24 protein-coding genes are annotated in these 20,894 nt (G+C 45.5%); 11 read left to right on the forward strand and 13 right to left on the reverse strand.

Features of this window, described 5'->3' with window-relative positions; translation table 11 throughout:
• Positions 1–138 precede the first annotated feature (138 nt).
• A complete protein-coding gene (locus ACLWBD_RS08145) occupies positions 139–516 on the forward strand; it encodes a high-potential iron-sulfur protein (protein ID WP_413570530.1) in 378 nt (125 codons plus the stop codon).
• 70 nt (positions 517–586) lie between these two features.
• Here ACLWBD_RS08145 and ACLWBD_RS08150 read toward each other — a convergent pair whose 3' ends face one another.
• Entirely contained in the window at positions 587–2,254 is a 1,668-nt protein-coding gene (locus tag ACLWBD_RS08150) for an AMP-binding protein (protein WP_413570532.1), read from the reverse strand.
• A gap of 111 nt (positions 2,255–2,365) precedes the next feature.
• On the opposite strand from ACLWBD_RS08150, the gene ACLWBD_RS08155 reads away from it, so the two are divergent.
• On the forward strand, positions 2,366–3,532 hold the full coding sequence (locus tag ACLWBD_RS08155; RefSeq protein WP_413570534.1) for a proline-rich domain-containing protein: 1,167 nt from the start codon (positions 2,366–2,368) through the stop codon (positions 3,530–3,532).
• Positions 3,522–3,992: a peroxiredoxin gene (locus ACLWBD_RS08160; RefSeq protein ID WP_063207729.1), complete on the forward strand. Its 471-nt coding sequence runs from the start codon at positions 3,522–3,524 to the stop codon at positions 3,990–3,992. Before ACLWBD_RS08155 ends, ACLWBD_RS08160 begins: the two co-directional genes overlap by 11 nt.
• Before the next feature lie 149 nt (positions 3,993–4,141).
• On the opposite strand, the gene ACLWBD_RS08165 is transcribed toward ACLWBD_RS08160, so the two are convergent.
• The 4 genes from ACLWBD_RS08165 to ACLWBD_RS08180 are packed head-to-tail and all read right to left on the reverse strand — an operon-like array spanning position 4,142 to position 7,796.
• Entirely contained in the window at positions 4,142–5,221 is a 1,080-nt protein-coding gene (locus tag ACLWBD_RS08165; RefSeq protein WP_063243180.1) for a tryptophan 2,3-dioxygenase family protein, read from the reverse strand.
• A complete protein-coding gene (locus tag ACLWBD_RS08170; RefSeq protein ID WP_413570536.1) occupies positions 5,218–6,243 on the reverse strand; it encodes a threonine aldolase family protein in 1,026 nt (341 codons plus the stop codon). Before ACLWBD_RS08170 ends, ACLWBD_RS08165 begins: the two co-directional genes overlap by 4 nt.
• A 3-nt stretch (positions 6,244–6,246) precedes the next feature.
• Entirely contained in the window at positions 6,247–7,206 is a 960-nt protein-coding gene (locus tag ACLWBD_RS08175) for a formimidoylglutamase (RefSeq protein ID WP_413570537.1), read from the reverse strand.
• Positions 7,206–7,796 carry a hypothetical protein gene (locus ACLWBD_RS08180; RefSeq protein ID WP_155722564.1) on the reverse strand — a complete coding sequence of 197 codons (591 nt, stop codon included), beginning with the start codon at positions 7,794–7,796 and terminating at the stop codon, positions 7,206–7,208. The genes ACLWBD_RS08175 and ACLWBD_RS08180 overlap by 1 nt, the downstream gene beginning before the upstream one ends.
• 155 nt (positions 7,797–7,951) lie before the next feature.
• On the opposite strand from ACLWBD_RS08180, the gene ACLWBD_RS08185 reads away from it, so the two are divergent.
• A complete protein-coding gene (locus ACLWBD_RS08185) occupies positions 7,952–8,788 on the forward strand; it encodes a hypothetical protein (protein WP_413570539.1) in 837 nt (278 codons plus the stop codon).
• A gap of 26 nt (positions 8,789–8,814) precedes the next feature.
• Positions 8,815–9,339: a hypothetical protein gene (locus ACLWBD_RS08190; protein ID WP_063207717.1), complete on the forward strand. Its 525-nt coding sequence runs from the start codon at positions 8,815–8,817 to the stop codon at positions 9,337–9,339.
• Between the two features lie 62 nt (positions 9,340–9,401).
• Here the strand turns inward: ACLWBD_RS08190 and ACLWBD_RS08195 are convergent, their stop codons facing one another.
• Positions 9,402–10,328, reverse strand: a complete 927-nt coding sequence (locus ACLWBD_RS08195; protein ID WP_413570541.1) for an HD-GYP domain-containing protein — start codon at positions 10,326–10,328, stop codon at positions 9,402–9,404.
• A gap of 34 nt (positions 10,329–10,362) precedes the next feature.
• Between ACLWBD_RS08195 and ACLWBD_RS08200 the strand changes: the two genes are divergently transcribed.
• Together ACLWBD_RS08200 and ACLWBD_RS08205 are read left to right on the forward strand one after the other, a co-directional pair.
• Entirely contained in the window at positions 10,363–10,878 is a 516-nt protein-coding gene (locus tag ACLWBD_RS08200; protein ID WP_413570543.1) for a hypothetical protein, read from the forward strand.
• Positions 10,878–11,555 carry a substrate-binding periplasmic protein gene (locus tag ACLWBD_RS08205; protein WP_413570545.1) on the forward strand — a complete coding sequence of 226 codons (678 nt, stop codon included), beginning with the start codon at positions 10,878–10,880 and terminating at the stop codon, positions 11,553–11,555. Before ACLWBD_RS08200 ends, ACLWBD_RS08205 begins: the two co-directional genes overlap by 1 nt.
• Here the strand turns inward: ACLWBD_RS08205 and queG are convergent.
• Positions 11,536–12,588, reverse strand: a complete 1,053-nt coding sequence (gene queG, locus ACLWBD_RS08210; protein ID WP_413570546.1) for a tRNA epoxyqueuosine(34) reductase QueG — start codon at positions 12,586–12,588, stop codon at positions 11,536–11,538. The two genes, ACLWBD_RS08205 and queG, sit on opposite strands and share 20 nt — an antisense overlap.
• Before the next feature lie 46 nt (positions 12,589–12,634).
• Here queG and ACLWBD_RS08215 point away from each other — a divergent pair, with 46 nt between their 5' ends.
• Positions 12,635–13,840 (forward strand): CCA tRNA nucleotidyltransferase, encoded by a 1,206-nt coding sequence (locus tag ACLWBD_RS08215; protein WP_413570547.1) that lies wholly within the window; start codon positions 12,635–12,637, stop codon positions 13,838–13,840.
• The gene (locus ACLWBD_RS08220) at positions 13,833–14,492 is read left to right on the forward strand and encodes an RDD family protein (RefSeq protein ID WP_413570548.1); all 660 of its coding nucleotides are present in this window, start codon (positions 13,833–13,835) and stop codon (positions 14,490–14,492) included. The genes ACLWBD_RS08215 and ACLWBD_RS08220 overlap by 8 nt, the downstream gene beginning before the upstream one ends.
• Here the strand turns inward: ACLWBD_RS08220 and ACLWBD_RS08225 are convergent.
• From ACLWBD_RS08225 to ACLWBD_RS08235, 3 genes are read right to left on the reverse strand one after another with little or no spacing between them, the layout of a single operon-like run.
• Positions 14,451–15,830, reverse strand: coding sequence for an HD-GYP domain-containing protein (locus ACLWBD_RS08225; RefSeq protein WP_413570550.1), 1,380 nt, complete (start codon positions 15,828–15,830; stop codon positions 14,451–14,453). The two genes, ACLWBD_RS08220 and ACLWBD_RS08225, sit on opposite strands and share 42 nt — an antisense overlap.
• The gene (locus ACLWBD_RS08230) at positions 15,830–16,330 is read right to left on the reverse strand and encodes a chemotaxis protein CheX (protein WP_063207699.1); all 501 of its coding nucleotides are present in this window, start codon (positions 16,328–16,330) and stop codon (positions 15,830–15,832) included. The genes ACLWBD_RS08225 and ACLWBD_RS08230 overlap by 1 nt, the downstream gene beginning before the upstream one ends.
• A gap of 15 nt (positions 16,331–16,345) precedes the next feature.
• On the reverse strand, positions 16,346–16,771 hold the full coding sequence (locus ACLWBD_RS08235; RefSeq protein ID WP_041873964.1) for a response regulator: 426 nt from the start codon (positions 16,769–16,771) through the stop codon (positions 16,346–16,348).
• 204 nt (positions 16,772–16,975) lie between these two features.
• Here ACLWBD_RS08235 and ACLWBD_RS08240 point away from each other — a divergent pair, with 204 nt between their 5' ends.
• Positions 16,976–17,371 carry a helix-turn-helix domain-containing protein gene (locus tag ACLWBD_RS08240; protein WP_063207696.1) on the forward strand — a complete coding sequence of 132 codons (396 nt, stop codon included), beginning with the start codon at positions 16,976–16,978 and terminating at the stop codon, positions 17,369–17,371.
• Between the two features lie 131 nt (positions 17,372–17,502).
• On the forward strand, positions 17,503–17,934 hold the full coding sequence (locus tag ACLWBD_RS08245) for an acyl-CoA thioesterase (protein WP_413570729.1): 432 nt from the start codon (positions 17,503–17,505) through the stop codon (positions 17,932–17,934).
• Positions 17,935–17,942: 8 nt separating this feature from the next.
• On the opposite strand, the gene ACLWBD_RS08250 is transcribed toward ACLWBD_RS08245, so the two are convergent.
• The 3 genes from ACLWBD_RS08250 to hflX form a co-directional block, all read right to left on the reverse strand.
• Positions 17,943–18,362, reverse strand: coding sequence for a hypothetical protein (locus ACLWBD_RS08250; RefSeq protein WP_413570553.1), 420 nt, complete (start codon positions 18,360–18,362; stop codon positions 17,943–17,945).
• Positions 18,350–19,483, reverse strand: a complete 1,134-nt coding sequence (locus tag ACLWBD_RS08255) for a hypothetical protein (RefSeq protein WP_413570555.1) — start codon at positions 19,481–19,483, stop codon at positions 18,350–18,352. The genes ACLWBD_RS08250 and ACLWBD_RS08255 overlap by 13 nt, the downstream gene beginning before the upstream one ends.
• Positions 19,484–19,598: 115 nt before the next feature.
• A complete protein-coding gene (gene hflX / locus ACLWBD_RS08260) occupies positions 19,599–20,864 on the reverse strand; it encodes a GTPase HflX (RefSeq protein ID WP_063207693.1) in 1,266 nt (421 codons plus the stop codon).
• Positions 20,865–20,894 lie beyond the last annotated feature (30 nt).

Consider the following 20,894-nt stretch of genomic DNA (forward strand, 5'->3'; position numbering starts at 1 on the left):
CCTTAGCTCTCAAATAACGAATCCAATCCTTAAGTCTGTTTTAAGAGTCTGCAACATAAAGTGGCGCACGGCGCATAGTAGTTGAAAACTAAATGAAAGCTAATATGATTGGTTAATGAAAAACCAATCGGAGGCAACATGATCGAGAACAAAATGAATCGTCGCGGTTTCTTTTCAGCATTTATCAAACTTACTGGCGTAGCAGTGATTGCTCCCACTGTTTTGAACTCTGTTTTCTCTTCAACGGCAGCAGCTCAAAAAAAACGTGGTGGCGCGGCTCCAGCTGCGGGGGGCGGAATGCCATTGGTAGATCCCAATGACTCTGTAGCAAAAGCAGTGAAGTATATTGAAGACTATAAAAAAGCTCCCGAGGCGAAGGGCAACCACTGCGCAACTTGCAGTTTCTATGCGAAAAAAGAAGCTAAGAATGGCAAAGAGGCAGGAACTTGCACGATCTTTGCGGGTAAGCTTGTTTATGCAGATGCTTGGTGTGCATCTTGGAATAAAAAAGCTTAATTTTCTGATTAAGACTTTAAAAAAAAGGCCGACAGTGCGTCGGCCTTTTTTTCTGCATATTGAATGCGAATTAGGCTTTTGCCGTATCACGCAAAGCGCGGCGAAGGATCTTACCCACATTCGTTTTAGGAAGTTCGGTTCTAAACTCGACCAAACGAGGCGTCTTATAACCCGTTAAGCTCTTACGAGCGTGGGCAATCACTTCCTCAGCCGTTAGATTCGGATCTTTTTTAACCACAACCGCTTTTACGATTTCACCCGAGTGTTCATCAGGAACACCGATAGCCGCGACTTCGAGAACTCCAGGGTGAGAAGCAATCGCTTCTTCCACTTCGTTAGGGTAAACGTTAAAGCCAGAAACAAGAATCATGTCCTTTTTACGGTCGACGATTTTAAAGAATCCTTTTTCATCTACCGTTGCCACGTCACCTGTGCGCAGCCATCCGTCTTTAAGAACTTTTTCTGTCTCTTCTGGTTTATTCCAGTAGCCCGCCATGACTTGTGGTCCTTTACAAACCAGTTCCCCTGGTTCGCCAGGTGCGACTTCTTGATCGTCATCGTTCAGAAGTTTGATCTCAGTGCTTGGGAACGGCAGGCCAATGGTGCCCACGATGTCCGTGCCATCAATAGGGTTGCAGCAGACAACCGGAGAAGCCTCTGTCAATCCATAGCCTTCGACGATCACGGATTTTGTTAGCTCCATCCATTTTTCGGCGACGGGTTTTTGTAAAGTCATCGCACCCGCAACGCTGATTTTCACTTTTGAAAAATCAATGGTCGTAAAGGCAGGATTGTTCATCAAAGCGTTGAACAAGGTGTTCACTCCCGCAAGGACGGTGAAAGGCGATTTTTTCATCTCTTTGATAAAAGCAGGGATGTCGCGCGGATTTGTGATCAGAATATTTTCTGCACCATAACGAAGCAAACCCAAGCAGTTTAAAGTCAGGGCGAAGATGTGATAAAGAGGAAGAGCCGCAATTGCAATCTCTTCACCTTCACGCAATTTCGGTTTCATCCAATCACGGATTTGCAAAACATTGGCAAGCACGTTGCGATGTAAAAGCATTGCGCCCTTAGCGACACCCGTTGTTCCACCTGTGTATTGAAGGAATGCGATATCATCTAAAGTGGAAGCTACTTTTTGTGAAGGCTTCATCGCTCCAAGTTCCAGCGCCTGACGGAATGTGTAGGCTTGGGGGAGATTGTAAGCAGGAACCATTTTCTTGATGTACTTCACAACCGAATTCACCAAGATTCTTTTCGGTGCAGGGAAAAGATCACCGATCTCTGTGATAACAACGCTTTCGATCTGCGTGTCTTTAAGAATTTGTTCAAGCTGACTTGCATAGTTCGCTAAGATCACCACGGCTTTTGCACCCGAGTCTTTGAACTGGTGCTGCATTTCTTTGGCTGTGTAGAGCGGGTTGGTATTTACAATCGTCAGTCCTGAACGAAGAGCTGCGAAAGCGATGATCGGAAATTGAAGTACGTTCGGCATTTGAATCGCAATGCGATCGCCTTTTTTTAGTTTCAATTCGTTTTGTAAGAACGAAGCAAAAATTTGAACTTGGCGATCGAGTTCAGAAAAGGTGAGGCTGACTCCCATGTTCGTAAATGCTTTCTTTTGAGAAAACATGCGAATGGACTCTTCGTAAAGATCGAAAAGAGACGAATACTTCGTAACATCGACTTCCGGAGAGACTCCTTTAGGGTAGTGTTTAAGCCAGATCTTTTCCATCTTTCCTCCACGTTGCTAAATAAATTCTGTACTTTCCAAGGATAGAGTAAAGATTCGAGATGGGTAAAGTAAATTCTTGTTTTCATTCAGTCTATTTGCAAAACTTAAGCAATGCACCTTGTTCGCATCCTGGCCCTTGGGGCGCTTTCTTTAAGCATGATTTCGTGTTTTTCCCGAGAGGAAAAACCGGCCTCTGTGGCAACTACTTCGGCACCTAAACCGATCATGAAACCCACCAAAGTCGATGAGCCAAAAGATAAAAGCTTGAATGTATTTGCGCGTTATTTCGAACAAGCTGACTCCATTCATCGAGAGGCATGGTGGGTCTTGAATGATGAGCGCCGACCTGTGGGGAAGTCCCCCTTTGGAAAAGTTCAGAGAGCTTTATTGTCCTCACAGAATATCAAGCTTTCCAATAAATCTCTTTTTAGCTGCGACCGTTATTTGGTCCAGCGTGATGTCATGGGCTTGAATGGTTTTCCGCAAAAAGCGGAGGTTTTCGAGAAATGCAGTGAGAAGTCGGCGGCTAAACGCATCGCTGCTTTTTCGGCGGCGCATGAGTTGGAAGTTCAAGTGACTTTTTATCCCGAAAACCTGCAAGAAATTTTGGGGCTTAATGCGGGGGTTTTAAATAAACCCATTCAGTGTACTTTGCGCGGAAACGACAAAGAGCAGTTGATTGCTCTAAATTGCAAAGACTGGGCGCAGGATCGTACACAAGAGCAAATGGTGCGTTTGGATGTTTACGACTATCAAAAAGAAGGCCGTGATCTGATTAAATTGCGCGGAAAAGTGTACGAGAATCTGCGTGATATACGTAAGATCGTCGCCGACGTCCCGATGGCTGGTAAAATTCAAGTTACGGAAACAGAATTGTATGCACCGCCAGTAGAACCGGCACCTGTACCGACTCCAACTCCAACTAAGACACCGGTGAAGGCGGAGCGACCCGCGAATGCGCCTCCCTTGGAGCTTCCTCCTGAAGGCCAGGAACAAGTGCATGTGCAGGAGAATGGAGAGCCCGTTCAAGAACCCCAAGAGCCTGCTGCTTTAACGCCTTTGCCTGGATCGCCGGAACAGCCAACCTTTGCAATTCCTGCGGCGAGAGGTGTGGACCCGGATGTCATGATGCAACGGGCGGTGGAGCAGCAAGGTGGGCCGGTGATAGATGTTGAACCTCACCCTGAAAACCCGCAGAATCCAGAGGGTGGGGAGGGCGCTGAGCCCCAACCTGAAGCCCCGCAAATTCCTGCAGGAGGAGTGCCTCATGGCCGCTAAGATCGCAATGGGAAAGAAAGTTCCCAATTTTAAAATTCCTTCTTCTAACGGAGACACGTTTTCTCTGACTGATTTAAAAGGGAAAAAAGTAATCCTTTATTTTTATCCTAAAGACAGCACTCCGGGTTGCACGACCGAAGGCATAGAGTTTAACGAATTACTGGCGCAGTTTAAAAAGCAGAACGCGGTTGTCTATGGAATTTCACGCGACAGTTTGAAATCTCATGATAAGTTTATCTGCAAGTACGACTTTAAGTTTGAACTTCTTTCTGATGAAGACGAAGAAGTTTGCCAGCTTTTCGACGTGATCAAAGAAAAGAACATGTACGGCAAAAAAGTGATGGGTATTGAGCGCAGTACTTTCGTGATCGACGAAGATCAAAAACTCGTCGGAGAATTCCGTAAGATTAAAGCTCAGGGGCACGCGGCTGAGATCCTGAAATTCATCAAAGAACTTTAATTGTCTGCGTTTCTAAAGGTTTCCTAAACGTTTAGATCGGCAGGGATTCGTGTTTAATGTCTGCCGCGTCCGAATTTCTAAATAAGTTGTTGATGATTATTAAAAACAGAACTTAAAAAGAAAGGCGCCGAAGGGCGCCTTTCTTTTGATTAATAATGAAAATTCATTCTATCCGTCATCGACTTCGGAAGTGGCGGGACTTTCGAGCGAGGGATGAAGAAGGTCGTAAGATTGAAGAAATCTCCAAAGATCTTGTGCTTCGCTGTCGCATCGGCAAGATACTTGTGACCACTTGATCCGCCAGTGCCGATCTTCTGACCTAACATACGCATCGCCATCAAAGCATGGCGATAGCGCCACGTTGTCATAGTCTCATCGATATCCAAAAGGGCACGGATGATACGGAACGGAGTTTGAAGGGCCGGCTGATCGCGATAAATCTGAATTAACAAAGCCGCGTGCATACCTTTGTAGCTCAGGCGGAATTGGCCCTCTTTGCGCAGTTGTTCAAAGGCTTGTTCGTCAAAAAGAGCATCGAAACTTTTTAGAGTGGCCTGTAAACCTTCGATGTTTTTCTTTTTATCTTCATCGCTTAGGCGCGGATTGTTTTTCACAATGTCCATGTCTTCTTGGAACATGGTTGCCACGGCTTTTTTATATGAATCCCAGAAGTTAAAATCTTCACCTTGAAGGAAGGGCGTGCGCTCTAGCCACTTTTCGACAGAGTCGTAAAGAGACGGTTGCGAGATCACCTTTTGCATTTCGCCCTGCTGACTTTCGCTTAAGGACTTATAAAAAGGCGCCTGGTTGTAAGAAAGGCGATCGTCCATACGCAAGCCCAATTTCGTTTCTAACAAACGCCACTGGAAGCTTTGAAAGCCGGAAGCGGGGTAAAGCATGTCCCGGAAATCTAAGAAATCAAGTGGGGTCATTGTCTCTAAAATATCGACATGCCCGATGATCATTTTCAAAATCGCCACGGATCTTTCTAAGCGCGCACTCATTAAACCCATGTCGGTTTCAGCGACTTTGGATTTTTTGAAAATTTCTAGAACCGAATCCAATTCAAAAAGAACTTGTTTAAACCACAACTCGTAAGCCTGGTGCGTGATGATGAAAAGCATCTCGTCGTGGGCCGGCTTTCCGTACTCTTCGCTTTTACGATGCTGAGAGTTCAGTAAAGGATCTAGGCCCAAGTAGCTGTGATAATGCACCGGAGGGTATTTCATTTTGCAAGCTCCTTTAAAAGTTCGGCAAAGCCATCAATGTCTTCTTTTTGTGTGTCCCAAGAGGTCATCCAACGGCATTCAAAAGTGTTTTCATCCCACACGTAAAAGAAATATTTTTCGCGCAGGGTTTTCACCCAGTGACTTGGGATCGTTGCAAAGACCGCATTACTTTGCGGAACCTCGCGCACGTTCACCCCAGGAATATTACGAACAGCCTCGTACAGATACAAGGCCATAGTGTAAGAATGATCGGCGATCTCTTTCCAAAGACCGTTTTCTAGATATGCTTGAAACTGACAGGCGATAAAACGAGTCTTGGAAGGAAGCTGGGTGCTCTGTTTGCGGATGTATTTAAAGTCCTGTGCCAGTTCCTTGTTGAGGAACACAACAGCTTCGCCCATCATCAGGCCATTTTTCGTGCCTCCGAATGACACGACATCGACGCCTAAGTCCGTCGTGAATTCCTTGAAGGATTTTTTCAAATAAGCCGCAGCATTGGCGATGCGAGCGCCGTCGATATGCACGTACAGTTTTTTACTTTTAGCCCAAGTGATCAGCGATTTAAGTTCTTCCAGGCTGTAAGTTGTACCTAGTTCCGTCGGTTGCGTGATGCTAAGAACCTGTGCTTGAGAATAGTGCTGATCTCCTCGACGAATGAAGGCTTTTTCTAAGTCTTCAACTTTCATCTTTCCGTTTGTGGTTGGAATAGGAACGAGTTTGCAACCGGCTAAAAGTTCCGGAGCGCCACACTCATCGACGTTGATGTGAGAGACGTCTGCACAAAGTACGGAATGGTAGGGACGAGTCAGGGCTCGCAAAGCCGTTACATTCGCCGCTGTGCCGTTAAAAACGAAAAAGACCTGAGCGTCTTTCCCGAAGTGCTGACGAAAGTTTTCATTCGCTTGTTCGGTCCACTCGTCCGTCCCATAAGAGGGCGCGTGTTCAATATTGGCTTTAGCAAGTGAATTTAGAATCTGCGGGTGAATGCCAGCATGATTGTCGCTGCCGAAACCGCGTTTCATGATTTAGGCCTTTTTTAAAGTGGCGAAGATGAAATTATGAATAAGAAGTGCTGCCAGTTTGCTGGTGCGGTTGTCTTGATCCAAAGGAGGTGAAACCTCGTAAATACCAATACCGCAAACATCGAATTCGCGAATCAGATAAAGAAAGCTTTCTAAAAATTCTTTTGTGAATAAACCTGTCGTCCAAGACTGACTGCAACCCGGAGCTTCATTCGAAGTAAAGGCATCGATATCAATGCTTAAGAAAACTTTTTTCTGCTCTTTGCCCTTCATGAAGCTTTTTAGAACCGGCATAAGGCCTTCGGCATTGATTTGATCCAATGTGAAGACGGAAGCTCCTTTGCTTTTTGCCCATTGGATATGTGCCTGGCTGTTACACTGATTCTGAATGCCGACTTCCGCGAAGTCTACGTGACCGGAAAACTCCGAAAGCACGCGGTGAAAAGGAGTGCCTGAATTAAAGCCCTTGTCAGTAGGACGAACATCCATGTGCGCATCGAAGTTGATCAATACGGCATTGTCCTTGTGAAGGTCTAAAAAGCCTGCGCCATCGCAGTAACCATAGTCATGACCTCCGCCGATGGAGATCCAAGGCTTCTTCGTTTGTGCCAAAGCCCGCGTTGTCTGGCGAGCTTTTTCGTGGCGATCTTCAAGGGGTTTTTCTTTATCAACCAGGTCACCCAGATCCAGAATTTTCGGCAAGCGGGTGCTTGCTAGGTGGGGAGTCATTTTATAAAGATAAGTGCGAACTTGAGTCGGGGCATTTTGAGCGCCGGGACGACCGCCATTCAAAGCAATGCCTTCGTCATCAGGATAGCCAAGAAGAGCGAAATCAAAATCTAAAGATGTCAGCTGTTGCAGATCGCCTTTAGGGAAAAGCTGGACGCATTCACCCAGACGCGGATCCTCTTTGTCATTTTTGGTGAAAAGAAGATGTTTGTCGATGGGATGGAACCAGCTCATTATTTCAGATTGCCCCACTTAGAAAGGCGAAGAACTTTGATGATCTCTCCGTTTTCGGAATCGTAGATTCTCATCGTCGCGTTGTTCTTGTTGAACAAGATCGTCGCGAACACAGTGCTCGTACTGTCGGAAAGGAAAAGAACCCATTCTTTACCATCAGACGGCGTCACACTGTAACGGTAAGTGATCGGATCAATCTGCGTGAAGTCTTTCCCATTTTGGAAATCGTTCATGTTGATGGGATAGAAGCTCAAAGAATTATAATCACGAACGGTGATGATACCCTCTTGACTGTACCAGTAGCCTAGAAGTTTTTTAAGACCGACGTAATCAACACTTTCGATGATCGCCATGCAAGACTTAGAGTCGATAAGACCTGAAGCCGTAACAGTATCACCGTTAGAAAGTTTGCGAACGCTTAAAGCGGCATCTTCAGATTTCGTCTCGATAGTATAGAGCTTGCAGTTATCGTCTGAATAAGCAGACAAATAAACACCTTTCGAGTCTCTATAAACTGTTCCTTCAATAGGTTGAACAGCAAGAGCCATCGGAGTGGCAGCAAGGCTGAGGACGAAAAGCAAAAATCTCATGCCCCACCTTGTTTCATGGCTCGAAAATCAGGTCAATAGTATTCCTACTCCAGTGCTTGACCAAACGAGTCAACTGCTTATTCGAAGGGCACTTTTAAGGGATTTTACGGGCCTGTAGCTTGCCCCTATGAGATTGCACACATAAGATATTCTTAATGTCCAAAGAAACGGCTTCCGAGAACCTCTATTTTCCGATGAATGGTGAAGTGCCTAGTGCTGAAGTTTTAATCATTCGCGATGTGGATGTGGTGGGTGTCGGCGCCGTTCGTCGCCATCAGTTGGAAGAGCTGCAGAAAACCAAAAAGTTTGTTTTGCAAACTTACGAAGAGCACATCCCACGATCCGTTCACTCGATTTATCAAGCTGAACTTTTAAGAACTCTGCAATGGCTTCGCCCGCTAAAGACGGAAGAGGGTCAAGGCTTTGATTTTCTCAAAGAGCAAGAATCCGTGTTTTCGCGAATATTCCCCCTGACGCAGCAGCGTTTGGGATTAGCCGCAAAGCGTGTGCGCGATAACTATCTGGAAGAGATGGAATGGAGCAGCTGGCTTTTGCAAGATCACTGGCGTTATTTCGTCGGATTCTTAAAACAAAAATTCCCTGATAACAAAGAACTGGGCGAGCTTTCTCACTGGGAGTGGGTGAAGGCGTGGATCGAAATTCAGCCCTTTGATTTAGGAACGACGGAAGTGGGCCTTGTCTTTGTGAACCCCAGCTTGCAGATCGTTTCTTTGTCTCAGGCGAATTCAGTTCTAAATCGAGACAAAGGTGTTTATGCCTTTGTCTTTAGCGATAAAAACCACACCGTGACAGAAAAGGCACTGGATCTTTATGAAGCACGGCTTATCGACTTATTACAAGAAGATAGAAAGTTCACAAAAGAGCAACTGATACAGATGGCTTTAATCGACGAAGCTGTTCCGATGATTGGGGCGGAAGAATGGGAAAAAAAGTTTTCTCATTTAGTCGGTAGCGATATCATAAAAATATAAAAGTATTATTAGCAAAGGAGTGCCAGATGAAGTTTCATTTATTCTCTTTCGTTGTACTTTTCGCGACAGCCCTCGGTTCATTGGCTGAGGCGCGCTCGTCCAGCGGGGTTTTATTAACCGCGAATGCGTTCATGTATAATTCGACGGTCGAAGACGATTCAACCTCCAGTGATAGTAAAACAGCCATCTATGATATCAAGCTGGGTTACTTGCAAGGGAACGGTTTTTATTTAGGTGGCATCTATACGAAGCGAGATCAGTCTGGAAGCTCGGATGCAGATGGCAGTGCGATGGGTGCTTCCATAGGATACTTCGGTGCGAGCGGTTTCTTTTTAAAAGGTCACTATCTCGTGTCAGCTGAAAACGGCAACCTCAAAGAGGGTTCTGGATTTCAAGGCGACTTTGGTTATATATCCGAGGTTTCAAGCTCTGTGATCGTAGGTGTGGAATTGACCTATCGTTCGATTGAATACAAGGAAACTAATGGGGCTGACTCTAAAACAAAAGTCTCTGAGTTGTTTCCGATGCTGACTGTGGGTTTTGTGTTCTAAAATCCCGGATGGGTATTTCTTGTCAGAATAAAGCTTACTGCCGGAGGCAGTAAGCTTATTGTCTAAACTCCGCGCAGAATATCATTCAACATCTGTAAATGCTGAAGCGGGTGCTTGCCGACGTGATCAATCATTAGTTTTTTAGCCGCTTCCGTTTTTGGAACACCTTCGAAGGTGATCAGGCGGTCCATGGCATTCGCCGATGAGACGATGACTGAGAGAGGATCCATCTCTTTTTCACGCATGCCTTTGGGGCCTGCACCATTAATTGTTTCTTCGTGTTGTGCAATGATATTAATCACAGTTTGATCGAAGTGTTTTTTATCGTGAACCTTTTGGGCTCCGTCGTGGGGATGTTGATTCCACATTTTTTTGTCTTCGGGGCTCATTTTATCTAGGGGCTGGTTTAAATTTAATGGCGAGTTGTGATGACCATAATCATGAAGAAGAGCACCTAAGGTTAGAAGCTGTGTCTTCTTTGGATCGTTGATGCCCAGTTTTTGCGCCAACGCGATCGAGAGAGTGGAAACCGTGACGCCGTGATGGGCGATGTTTTTATCCGTGTTTTCCATGTTCATGATCGTTTGTGTCGCTTGCGCATTGCTCATGATGAAGTTCACGTACTTGCCGGCGGCGTCTTTACAGTAGTTGTAGGATTCGACGTTGTCTGGGTTTTCAAACACCTCTTCGGTATTGCTTTGTTGAGAACCTTGAATGATTTCCGCGCGCGTCTGAATATCTTTGTTGGATGAGTTGTCGTAAGCCATCTCGATATTCTTTTGTAGGTAGCTACGGTAGGTGTTTTCTTCGTCCGTCAAAATGTACATTTTGCGCAGCTTTTTGTCCTTAAGACGTTGCAGGCGATCACCTTCGAAACTATCGCCGCGACGAAGGTAGAGGATCATCTTGTCGTTGATTTTAACGTAAGCGTTGAAGTCGATCTTTTGATCTCCGCGCAGGGTGCTTACGCGAATAGAAACATAATCCATTGCCTCTGTATCCTTCGATTGTTATCGTGAGTTGATGTCGATTGATAAAGAAATTGTAGAAGATTTTGTGGGCGAGTCAAAGACCTTGATTGAAGAGTTGATAGACCTTCTCGAAAGTATAGAAGGCGACTTCTCTCAAGTGACAAAACTGGCCGATTACGGAAACAATGTGGACCGCATCATGGGTGGAGCAAAAAGCTTAGCGATGATGGTGCCCGCAGATCATCCATTGCACATGATTTCTGACTATGCCGCGCTTTGCAAAGCTGTCGGATACAAAGCGTCTCAAATAACCGACAACGAACAGTTCTTCGACATTTGTGTCGCTCTTTTGTTGGATGCCACAGAGACATTGGAATCTTTGATCGATAATATCTTTGAAGAAGGTAAAACTCTTCGTGAAAAGATTCCGCAAGCCTTCATTGAAAGACTGCGCTGGGTTTCAAATCAGTTTAGCGAAGAATACTCTATGAGTGTGGGAACAGGAACCACAGATAAAAAACTCAAACAATCTGAGATTGATGATCTCCTGAAAAAACTGGGGTTGTAATGGTGAAATGGGCGCTCGCTGTTCTTGTGTGGGGTTTATACCTTCCGCTCCAAGCGCAGGCGAGGGACATCACCGTCGGCTTTCCTGAAAATCAAGAACCTTACGTGATCTTTGAAGAGGGCCAGGGGCGCGGTATTGCCTTTGAAACCATGGACCGCACATTCAAGAAGTGCCAGTGGAATGCGAAGTACCGTGCGATGCCCTCGGCACGTACCATCGAGCGCCTTAAAAGCGGCGCGATTGATGCGGGAGGTTTGATTCCGGCAGCGGCCCTTCCCGGATTTTTTGAAAGCGAGCGCTTCTTTCAACCTGAAAACTGTCTTGTGACTTTGGCCGAAAATAATATTCATATTGGGAAATTGGAGCATCTGAAAGGACGAAGAGTGGTGTCCTTTAAAAACGCGCAATACATTTTGGATAAGCCCCAGTTGGATGAAATCAAGAGACTCTCGGACTATCAAGAAATGCAAGGCGTGGAAAAGCGATTGAAGCTCTTAGTGAATAAAAGAGTTGATGTGATGCTGACGGAAAGACAGATTCTTCTTTATCACAGTTTGCGTTTGGGCTTTGGCGACGCCAAAAAATACACATTTTCCTGTATCTTGAATTCAACAAAAATGGGGATTGTTTTTGCAAAAAAAGAAGATCGGGATGAATTTAATCAGTGTTTAAAGTAGCCAGCGTCCAGGCAGCCAGCTCTCCCAATTTTTCGTGTGTTAAAAGTTCGCTCACTTCATTTTTCAGATGGACCATTTTTCGGTTGGCCACTACGAGCAAGGCATTGCGTTTCAAACCGAACGAACCCGCTCGTGCTAAGGGCGTGCCTAAAAAATCCTTTGTCAGTTTTTTTCCCGAAGACGTCAGAATGTAGCGCAAGTCTTCGCTCAAGTCATCTGCTTCTTGTGAGCTAAGTTGAAGGCTTTTTTCAATAGTTAATTGGCCTTTAAAAACTTTCTGATTCCAAGGACAGACGGTTTGGCACAAATCGCATCCGAAGAACCAGTCACCGATTTTTTTTCGCAAATCCACGTCGGGAATTTGCCGAGACTCTATAGTTAAATAAGAGATGCATTTTCGCGCATCCATTTTTTTCGGTTCGAGAAGTGCGTTGGTGGGACAGATATCAATGCAACGACGGCAGGTGCCGCAAAAATCAGGCAGGGGTTCAAATGTGGTATTTAAATCCAGCGACGTGTAGATTTCTCCGATGAAAAACAGGCTGCCTTTTTTGGGATGGATAAGGCAGGTGTTCTTTCCAACCCATCCTAAGCCGGCGCGTTTGGCGAGATCTCGTTCTAAAACCGGGCTGCTGTCAGTGAATGGCAGAAACTCTTCTTCTGGTAAAATTTCTTGCAACTTTTTACAGAGCTCGGCCATGCGAGCTTTGAACCAAAAGTGATAATCCATTCCTTGAGCATAAAGACTGACTCGGGCTTGTTTTAACGGAAAATCAGCTTTCTTTTCCGGGTGGGGGTAATAGGGGATAGCAAAGACCAGAGCGCTGCGGGCCCGAGGCCATTTGATTTGCGGCTCTTCTTTAATGGGGGCATGATCTTCGAGGTACTTCATGTCACCATGAAGGCCTTCTTTGAGCCACTCTTTATAATAATCAAAACTTAAAGGTTTGCTTAAAGACGTGAAGCCGAAATGGGAAAATCCCAATTCCTGCAAAGTTTCATCAATAAGAGAGGTCATCTCCTGTGGCGTCACGAACAAACTCTTTCTTTCAAGGCCTTCTTTAACTTACACTGTTTCCATGTCGCAAGTTCAGCATCTTTTGGAAACTCATCCTCATTGGCCCGCGGTGAATGCAATTTACCACAAATTGCAGGCGGCTGGCTACAAAGCCTTTTTGGCCGGAGGTTGTGTTCGGGATGCTCTTTTGGGTATTACCGCTAATGATTTGGATGTGGCAACAAATGCGACTCCCGATCAAATCGAAGCTCTGTTTGAAAAGACTGTCAACGTGGGAAAAGTCTTCGGGGTGATGAGAGTGATTATCGGCGACGCCGATATTGAGGTGGCGACGTTTAGAACCGATGGCGACTATAAAGATGGCCGTCGCCCTGACCATGTCGAATTTTCTTCACCTGAAGAAGATGCCAAACGCCGTGATTTTACAGTGAACGCCCTTTTCTATGATCTGGTGGCAAAAAAAGTTCTGGATTATGTCGACGGAGAGAAGGATCTGAAAATCAAGCTGATACGTACCGTCGGTGATGCCGAACGACGCTTTAAGGAAGATCATCTTCGCCTTCTTCGAGCGGCGCGTTTTGTGGCGCAATTGGATTTTTCTTTAGACTCGGCAACTCAGACCGCAATAGGTGCCATGGCAAGTCTTGTGAACACCGTCAGTGGTGAAAGACTGCGCGACGAGATGGGAAAGTTATTAAAGGCAAAAGCCGCCAGCAAGGGTTTAAGGGTTATGCAAGAGACCGGTCTATTAAAAGAACTCTTTGCCTTTCGCCTTTCAGACAACTCGTGGCAGCCCCGCGGTCCTACTAAAGAAACTTGGCACTTTCTTTCTTTGTTTATGCGCAAAGCCTCGCGCGAAGAATTGGAAAAGGCCGTGGCTCTTTTGCGTCTTTCAGTAAAAGAACAAAGAGCTATCTTAAAATCTTGGGAATTATGGCAAAACCCTTCCGCTTTTTTGCAAAAGCGAAGAGGTGAACAGTTGCAGGCATTGACGGATCCGGGAGTCTTGTTTGCACTGCAAGTTTTATTGTCGGAAGGAACGCAGTCCGCTTCTATTCAAAACATTCTCGATGATTGGGAATCCTGGGGGGCAGAGCTCCCGAAACCCTACCTTAATGGCGAAGACTTAAAGGGAAAGCTTTCGGGAAAAAGTATCGGTGTCTGTTTAGCCGAAGCTTTTAATGAACAACTTGAACGTCGCCTGGATTCGCGTGAAAAGGCTCTGGCGTGGTTGCAGGGTTATTTGCAAAAGGAACAACATGGATAACGTTTATGTGCCAAGTACTTTCCGTCGTTTGATTGCTCAAGGCATAGACCAAGCCGTTCGCTTAATTTTTTATATTCCGTTTCTAAAATCTTTTTTTCTTTTGATCTTTACGGACGACCCCGTGCGGGTTTCTTTTTACACTTTAGGGCTGATGTTTTTAATTCCGGCTATTTACGAATTCATTTTCTTGGTGATGATGCAAGCAACGCCCGGGAAATGGTTTATGGGTTTAAAGGTGGTGCCGTTCTCTCATTCGAACGAAGCCTTGGATTGGCGTCAGTGTGTATTGCGCCCTTTGACAGAACGACTGACATTCTTCTTTTCGTGGGCCGTTTATGCTCCGGCTTTTTTCAGATACGATCGCACTCATTTGGCTGATTGGGTGGCAGAAACACGGGTTGTTCAGTTTAAGCCCCGTTCCAGTCGTGCGAATGTGCGTTGGGTGACGGGAAGTCTTTTAATTTTCCTTTACGTCTATGAGGGGCTGGTGTCTTCGGCGGCCGTCTTACGAGTGGTGGATTGGCAGAATAAACAAGTTGATCTGCGCGATATCGTGGCGACGGATTATATGGAAGATATGTCGGAGTATATGCCGGAGCCGGAAGAGTCTTTACGCTTTAAATTTTTTGAAGACCTGGGTGGTCATCAATAAATCCAGTTCACCATTGCCACTTAAAGCATTTTCTTTAAGCAGGGTCATGGCTTGAACAGCAGCTGTCGCTTGGCGGCCGTCTTGAAGAGCCGTCATTTCATGAAAACGATAGGCTAAGGCCATTAATTTACCGAACTCAGAAATGTCTTCTGCTTTCAGTTTTTTTGGAAAACCGGTGCCGAGGTTGTTTTCACGGTGCTGTCCAATGGCGTCGGCGATCTCTTGAGGTAAGGGGACTTTTTTAGCCTTCACCATGTTGACCGAGCGCTCAGGGTAAAAGTGGTACGCTTGGAGCTCTTCGGCAGAAAAATCTTTCACCGACTTATCTCCCACCGTCGGGGGCATCTGTGAAAGCCCGATGTTGTGCAAGAGTCCTGCAATCGCAGCACTTTCGCGCTTCTCGGCACTCCAGCCTAGAAGCTGGGCGAAGTAAGCCGCGTAAGCTGAAAGACAGATGCAGTCATGATAAAGCGTGCGCGTGTTACCCGTAAAACGGAAGATCTCATCGAAGATAGCAGGAGCATCCATGTCTTTGGTAAGCTCAAAATCCACGATGATGTTGCGGCATCTTTCCAAGATCATCTTACCTTCAGAGTAATCTGTGGCAGCTCCATTAAGAAATTGCGCCATGATTTCGTAAATGGCTTTTTTCGAGCGATGAAATTTTTCAGTCATCGAGACTGGCAACGGAATGTTGCGCAAGCTCATCACCGTGCGAGCGTACTCAAAGAAGGCTTTCATCTGCGTCTTCTTAATGTACATCTGTTGTTTTAAGGCTTTGAACTTATCCAGATGTTTTTCGTCAACCACGTCTCCCGCTTTTCGCATACACACGGAGCGATGATTGGCGGGGAGGTGAACATAGACATCAAAGTTGATGGTGACCTGCGCTTCCATATCGCGCAAATCCACGGGCATTAACGAGGTAATAGGAATATTATCGCCTTCCATTTCAATCGGTGCCAGCTGCAGAATAACGTCGGAAATAAACTCTCGGTCAAAATTGATGTGCATGATTTCATCCGCGCCATTTTTTTTCACGACGTTAAAATCAAGAGGAGCGGCTGAAGAGTGCAGAACAATCACATGACTGTCGGGATAATTCATTTTTGTGGACTGCACCCATTCATTGGTTTTTGCAGTGCCATCTTGACCATCGATAAGCGCTAAGACCGGAGTGAAAGTGTCAGAGGTGGTTTCTAGAGCCTCATCAACACTGCGAAAGTGTTTGAGCTGGTAGGGATAATACCCTTTCAGGACTACTTTGACTGTTTCCCAGAAGGAGTCCCGGGGACTCCCGATGAGAACATCAACAGTAGAACCTGAATTGGGTTTCATTATTGAACCGTTATCTCCACATAGAAAGTAGAGCCGTTGGTAAGATTAAAAGGAATAACCAGGGTAGCGCCTTTATCAGCGTGGCTGATTTTAAAGTCACCTGAGATCACTGTTGGAATTGCCATTTCGAAATTGTAACCCAATTGGTTCAATGTCGTTTTAGCAGATCCATAGATCATGTTCGTCATTTCACCGACGGCATCAGACACTTCGCCATTAATCGTCGTGTATTTTTCGCCCAACATATTTTCCAGAATATGGAAGATACTGTCTTTGCCGTAAGAGATCAAAAGAGTTCCCTTAAGAGGAGGAGCCACCATGCCTACCATCCCTGCGATTTCACCTTTCAAAACGAACTGAGGTTCGATGAAGGGCTTGCCTGGAGATGCATCTGTTTGCGCCATGGTTTTTAAAGTTTTAATAACCCCGTCGACGAACGCATTGATAAGACGTTTGTCGAAAAGGGGATTGAGTGTTTCCACTTTTGGTGCAGCCGACATTTATAACTCCAGCTCTTAAGAAGCTTTAGCTTGTGAAGAAGGATTGTGTTTCGCCCAAACGCGCTCCATTTTTCCTTTAAGCGTCGCCGAATTGAAAGGTTTCACAACGTAATCAGATACGCCGGCTTTCGCAGCTTCAAGGATGTGCTTCTGTTCAGACTCTGCTGTTACAAGCATGAAAGGAGTAGACTTAAAGCGAGGATCGGCTTTGCAAGCCTTCAAAAGGTCGATACCTTGCATTCCTGGCATATTCCAGTCCGAGATGATAAAGCCGTAAGGCTGTCCTGCATCATTTGCAGCCTGGATCATTGGTAAGGCTGTTTTACCGTCGTCGGCTTCCTCGACGTTTGTGTAACCTAGCTCGTTTAGCACTTTTTTAATGATTTTTCGCATAGTTGCGAAGTCATCGACGACCAAAAACTTCGTATTTGTGGGAAACATAATATCTCCTGAAAAGGTGAAACCCTGTAAAATCACCATACATATCGGTCTAGTTTTTTAAAACTAGAGTCCAAACCTATTGCGAATTCTAAAAATTGTTGTCAGACTTTATTACAGGTGGTCGTGCTACTTTTTGGACATGAGTCCTGGGTGGCGTACAAGGTTTAGACGGATTTAAAAACAATTTAGCGGGAGGGAGCAAGGATGCTCAGAGATGTCCTCATTCAAAAAGGTCTTTCAAACAGAGAGGCAGAAGTTGCTGAACTTGTTTCAAAGGGCTTGTCCAACAAGGAAGTTGCGAATCAGCTTTTTGTTACTGAAAAAACAGTAAAATTTCACCTCACAAACATTTATAAAAAAATGAATGTTAAGTCTCGTGCACAGTTGATCGTATGGTGCTTACCTCACCTTGGTTTTGTTGAGAGCGAAGTTCGCGCTGAAAACAACAACCAAAGTGCAGCTGCAGCGACTGCATTCAATAACAACGCGACTCAAACGATCCCAGCAGGATCTGCGACAGTTGCGGGTGGTACTACAACTCTTCCAGGTGGCGGATTGAACCGTGGTGGTAATTCTGACATCGGTATGGGTGGAATCTAATCTTAATTGATTAGGATTTCTAAGAGCGCAGGCGGCGGTGACTTTGGTCTAAGCTATCCTGCGCTTTGTTTTTTTCTGAAGGGAACTCAACTTTGAAAAACGCCAAGCCTGTTTCCGCTTCTCAAGTCATAATGACTCAATTGGTTTTACCCTCTCATACGAATTCTTTAGGGACTATCTTTGGTGGAACGATCATGTCCTGGATCGATATCGCCGCCGCAATTGCAGCACAAAGACATTCTAATAAAGAAGTTGTAACGGCGAGTATTGATCGTTTGGATTTCGTAGCTCCAGTCTATAAAGGCTGGGTGGTGAATCTGAAGGCGAGTGTGAATTACACTTCAAGAACTTCTATGGAAGTCGGCGTTCGTGTCGATGCGGAAAATCCTAAAACGGGCGAAACATTTCATACCGCTTCGGCTTATTGTACATTCGTGGCCCTGGGTTCTAACGGGAAGCCTACTGAAATTCCAGCTTTAACTTTAGAGACAGACGACGATCGTCGCCGTTTCGAAGCTGCGAAAACTCGTCGTGAACATCGTCTTAAACAGAAGCAAGGCTGATATTTAAATTATTTGCAAAGAACATCGATCCAGCGCAAGGCCTCTTGCGCTGTTTTTGTTCGTGGCGCTTCTTCGGGGCGTCCCATGCTGTCGCCGGTGATGATAAATTGTTTTTTTGATTCGCAGTCTTTGGGTGTCAGGGACTTTTTGTCTTTCAGTTCAAAAACAGGCTCTAGAGTGCTTTCAAGTAAAGACACTTCTTTTTCTTCGCCCTTGGCTTCTTCGGGATTTTCTTTTTCGTATTCTTGTAAAGACGCTTTCAAGGATTTTTCCAAAGACTTTAGATGACTCTGTTTTTCCTGAAGTGTTTTTGCTGACTGTGCTTTTTGCAGTAGGGTTTGGGATTCGGTGTAAAAATCCTGAACAGTCTTGTTTTTAGCAAAAGCCGGAGTGTACAGGAAGCAGACAAGAAGGATTATTCGATACATGTATTTCCTTTCTTGTCGTCAGCGGAATATGGTTCTTCTTTTAAGTGTCCCAAAAGTTCTAACATCTTCTGTTCAGTCTGATTGACGTAGCCGCTGTTTTTAAGAATCTTAGTTCTTATATCCTGCGGGTTGGACTTGTTAGAAAGGCGGAAGTTTTTAATCATGGCTAATGATTGCGCTGGGCCGCCAGGGCCGTAAGCTACTAAGGTAAAATAGTTTACAAGGTCGCTGTTCTTAGCCATGTTAGGTGCGCGCTTCTCAATCGCTGGACGGATCACGTCGTCGCGCATATAGACATAATAACCTAAGGCATAGATTAAATTTCGACCGATACCTTCGCCAGGGCTAACCCACTTACAGTAATTTTTTGGAGAGCCGGGAAGGGGTGGAGCCTTTTCATCTTCATTTTTTAAAATCTCAGCAAACGGAGCACAAGCTGGGTTGGCGCTGTCTAAAACACCTTCAAGGACATGCTTAGCATTACCTTCATGGAAGGTTTTACCTTCCTTCCAGCCTGCGATTTCTTTCACGGGATTTGATGTCAGTTGTCCGATTCCGACGCCGCCGTTGTAGGCCAAGAAAAAGTTAAAGGCCGTTTCATTATTGATTTTTTTAAGAATGAAACGACTGTCGATAGGATCTCTTCCTGTCGACAGGCAGTTGATTGCTTTGTTAAGTGCGAACTGAATGAAGTTGACGACATTCTGGTTGAGGCAGGGAGCTGATGATCCTGCATTATCAAAGGCTTTTTTTGTTCCACCGGTGCAAGTGTAACCGGTGTTACCAACTTCGCGTTGAAGGGAGGCCTCAATACAAGAGCGTTTGATTTTTTTTGTCTGTGTAACCTCTGCGACCACCTGTTGAAGATGATCGGTTAAGGCCTGAACTTGATTGGGTTTCGCAGTCGCGCAGCGGGCACAGTATCCGGGGGTTCGAGGCATGCCATTCGTGCTCAGTTGATAATCCAAAGTTAAAGGATCTCTCGAGCTTTCAAAGGATTTATTAATAGACTGGCTTTGAACGCCTTTAATGCCACCTTTATCATTAATGCAGGCGTGCTGAGCTCTTGCAGCGTCGGTCATTAAAATCGTAAAAAGAAATGCAAATAAGAATAGCCTCACCTTGGCCTTATCGGTGAGTGCTTCTGAACATTAAGGAAAAAGTGGGTACAGTTAAAGACCTAGGTCGAGCTTTAGGAAAGATTCTGCTCCAGAGTGTCCCAGGAGCAGACGTTCATTATTTTACGATATAGTCTTTCCAACGATTCAGCAGTGACGGAGTCAGTTGGGTGTAGCACACGGTTCCTTCAGTTGCTGTCTCTTTGCGAGTGATTTGCGCTTCTCGTCCCAAATCAAAGATTTTGTATTCTTCAGAACGTGGGAAGTAAAGCTGCACATCGGTCTGCATCTCGCTCACAGTTTGCGCCATCAGTTTTTTAAGCTGTTCAATACCTTGACCAGTTAAAGCGCTGACAAAAACACGTGGATAGTGTTTCACTCTAAATTGTCTTTCTAAAGGCGCGACATCACATTTGTTGTACACGTGGATGATTTTTTTATCCTGCCAGTTGAATTCTTTAATCAAGGCTTCAACAACCTCTACCTGGCGTTCCATATTAGGTGAAGAAAGATCAATCACATGCAAAAGGACATCGGCATCGGAAGATTCTTCCAGTGTTGCTTTAAAGGCCTCAATCAACTGTGTGGGAAGTTTGCGAATAAATCCCACCGTATCCGTGACAACGCCGGGAGGTCCGTCGGGTAAGAAGATTTTGCGTGTCGTCGGATCCAAAGTCGCAAACACTTGGTTCTTTGCCATGACTTGGGCCCCGGTGAGCCGATTGAGCAAAGAGCTTTTTCCAGAGTTCGTGTAGCCAATAAGGGCAAAGGAGGGGATCTCATGACGACGTCGGGATTGCCTGTGTTGCGCGCGGTTTTTGCGAACACCTTCAAGTTTTTTCTTAATAATCGCAACACGCTCACGGATGCGACGGCGGTCGTTTTCAAGGGCGGTTTCACCCGGACCACGAGTTCCGATACCACCACCTTGACGTGATAAAGATTCTAACCAAGCGCCGACCATGCGGGGCATCTGATCCAGCAACTGTGCAAGTTCCACTTGAAGTTTTCCTTCAAAGGTCTGCGCTCGTTGCGCGAAAATATCTAGAATCAATTGATTGCGGTCAATCACGCGGGCTTTCACCACTTGGGCTAAGTTACGTTGTTGAACGCCAGACAGCTGATGGTCCATCACGACGATGTTCGCGCGACTGTCGCGGACCATTTCGGCCACTTCCTCAACCTTTCCTGTGCCGATCAAGGTCGCAGGATTCCACTGAGGCAAAACTTGAATAATAGAACCCACGACTTCGCCGCCCGCGGCAGAGACGAGTTCTTCAAGTTCCAATAGATTTTCTTTAATTTCGGTGAGTGGCTCGGTCTTTAATCCGACGCCGATGACGATGACTCTATCCTGGGCAGATACATGGGCTTGATTAGTCAATTAAAACAATCCTCCCTGAAGTATGTCACT

Source organism: Bdellovibrio sp. HCB117 (genome assembly GCF_047305915.1).
In the GTDB taxonomy this organism is placed as follows: domain Bacteria; phylum Bdellovibrionota; class Bdellovibrionia; order Bdellovibrionales; family Bdellovibrionaceae; genus Bdellovibrio; species Bdellovibrio bacteriovorus_B.

Bases quoted from the DNA above. Each gene is read 5' to 3' on its own strand.
- ACLWBD_RS08175 (WP_413570537.1), bottom strand. From the start codon at position 7,206: ATGAGCTGGTTCCATCCCATCGACAAACATCTTCTTTTCACCAAAAAT.
- ACLWBD_RS08215 (WP_413570547.1), top strand. From the start codon at position 12,635: ATGTCGCAAGTTCAGCATCTTTTGGAAACTCATCCTCATTGGCCCGCG.
- ACLWBD_RS08150 (WP_413570532.1), bottom strand. From the start codon at position 2,254: ATGGAAAAGATCTGGCTTAAACACTACCCTAAAGGAGTCTCTCCGGAA.
- ACLWBD_RS08160 (WP_063207729.1), top strand. From the start codon at position 3,522: ATGGCCGCTAAGATCGCAATGGGAAAGAAAGTTCCCAATTTTAAAATT.
- ACLWBD_RS08230 (WP_063207699.1), bottom strand. From the start codon at position 16,330: ATGTCGGCTGCACCAAAAGTGGAAACACTCAATCCCCTTTTCGACAAA.
- ACLWBD_RS08155 (WP_413570534.1), top strand. From the start codon at position 2,366: ATGCACCTTGTTCGCATCCTGGCCCTTGGGGCGCTTTCTTTAAGCATG.
- ACLWBD_RS08235 (WP_041873964.1), bottom strand. From the start codon at position 16,771: ATGTTTCCCACAAATACGAAGTTTTTGGTCGTCGATGACTTCGCAACT.
- ACLWBD_RS08190 (WP_063207717.1), top strand. From the start codon at position 8,815: ATGAAGTTTCATTTATTCTCTTTCGTTGTACTTTTCGCGACAGCCCTC.
- ACLWBD_RS08200 (WP_413570543.1), top strand. From the start codon at position 10,363: ATGTCGATTGATAAAGAAATTGTAGAAGATTTTGTGGGCGAGTCAAAG.
- ACLWBD_RS08205 (WP_413570545.1), top strand. From the start codon at position 10,878: ATGGTGAAATGGGCGCTCGCTGTTCTTGTGTGGGGTTTATACCTTCCG.
- ACLWBD_RS08225 (WP_413570550.1), bottom strand. From the start codon at position 15,830: ATGAAACCCAATTCAGGTTCTACTGTTGATGTTCTCATCGGGAGTCCC.
- ACLWBD_RS08250 (WP_413570553.1), bottom strand. From the start codon at position 18,362: ATGTATCGAATAATCCTTCTTGTCTGCTTCCTGTACACTCCGGCTTTT.
- ACLWBD_RS08240 (WP_063207696.1), top strand. From the start codon at position 16,976: ATGCTCAGAGATGTCCTCATTCAAAAAGGTCTTTCAAACAGAGAGGCA.
- ACLWBD_RS08220 (WP_413570548.1), top strand. From the start codon at position 13,833: ATGGATAACGTTTATGTGCCAAGTACTTTCCGTCGTTTGATTGCTCAA.
- ACLWBD_RS08185 (WP_413570539.1), top strand. From the start codon at position 7,952: ATGTCCAAAGAAACGGCTTCCGAGAACCTCTATTTTCCGATGAATGGT.
- ACLWBD_RS08170 (WP_413570536.1), bottom strand. From the start codon at position 6,243: ATGAAACGCGGTTTCGGCAGCGACAATCATGCTGGCATTCACCCGCAG.
- ACLWBD_RS08195 (WP_413570541.1), bottom strand. From the start codon at position 10,328: ATGGATTATGTTTCTATTCGCGTAAGCACCCTGCGCGGAGATCAAAAG.
- ACLWBD_RS08165 (WP_063243180.1), bottom strand. From the start codon at position 5,221: ATGAAATACCCTCCGGTGCATTATCACAGCTACTTGGGCCTAGATCCT.
- ACLWBD_RS08245 (WP_413570729.1), top strand. From the start codon at position 17,503: ATGACTCAATTGGTTTTACCCTCTCATACGAATTCTTTAGGGACTATC.
- ACLWBD_RS08180 (WP_155722564.1), bottom strand. From the start codon at position 7,796: ATGAGATTTTTGCTTTTCGTCCTCAGCCTTGCTGCCACTCCGATGGCT.
- ACLWBD_RS08145 (WP_413570530.1), top strand. From the start codon at position 139: ATGATCGAGAACAAAATGAATCGTCGCGGTTTCTTTTCAGCATTTATC.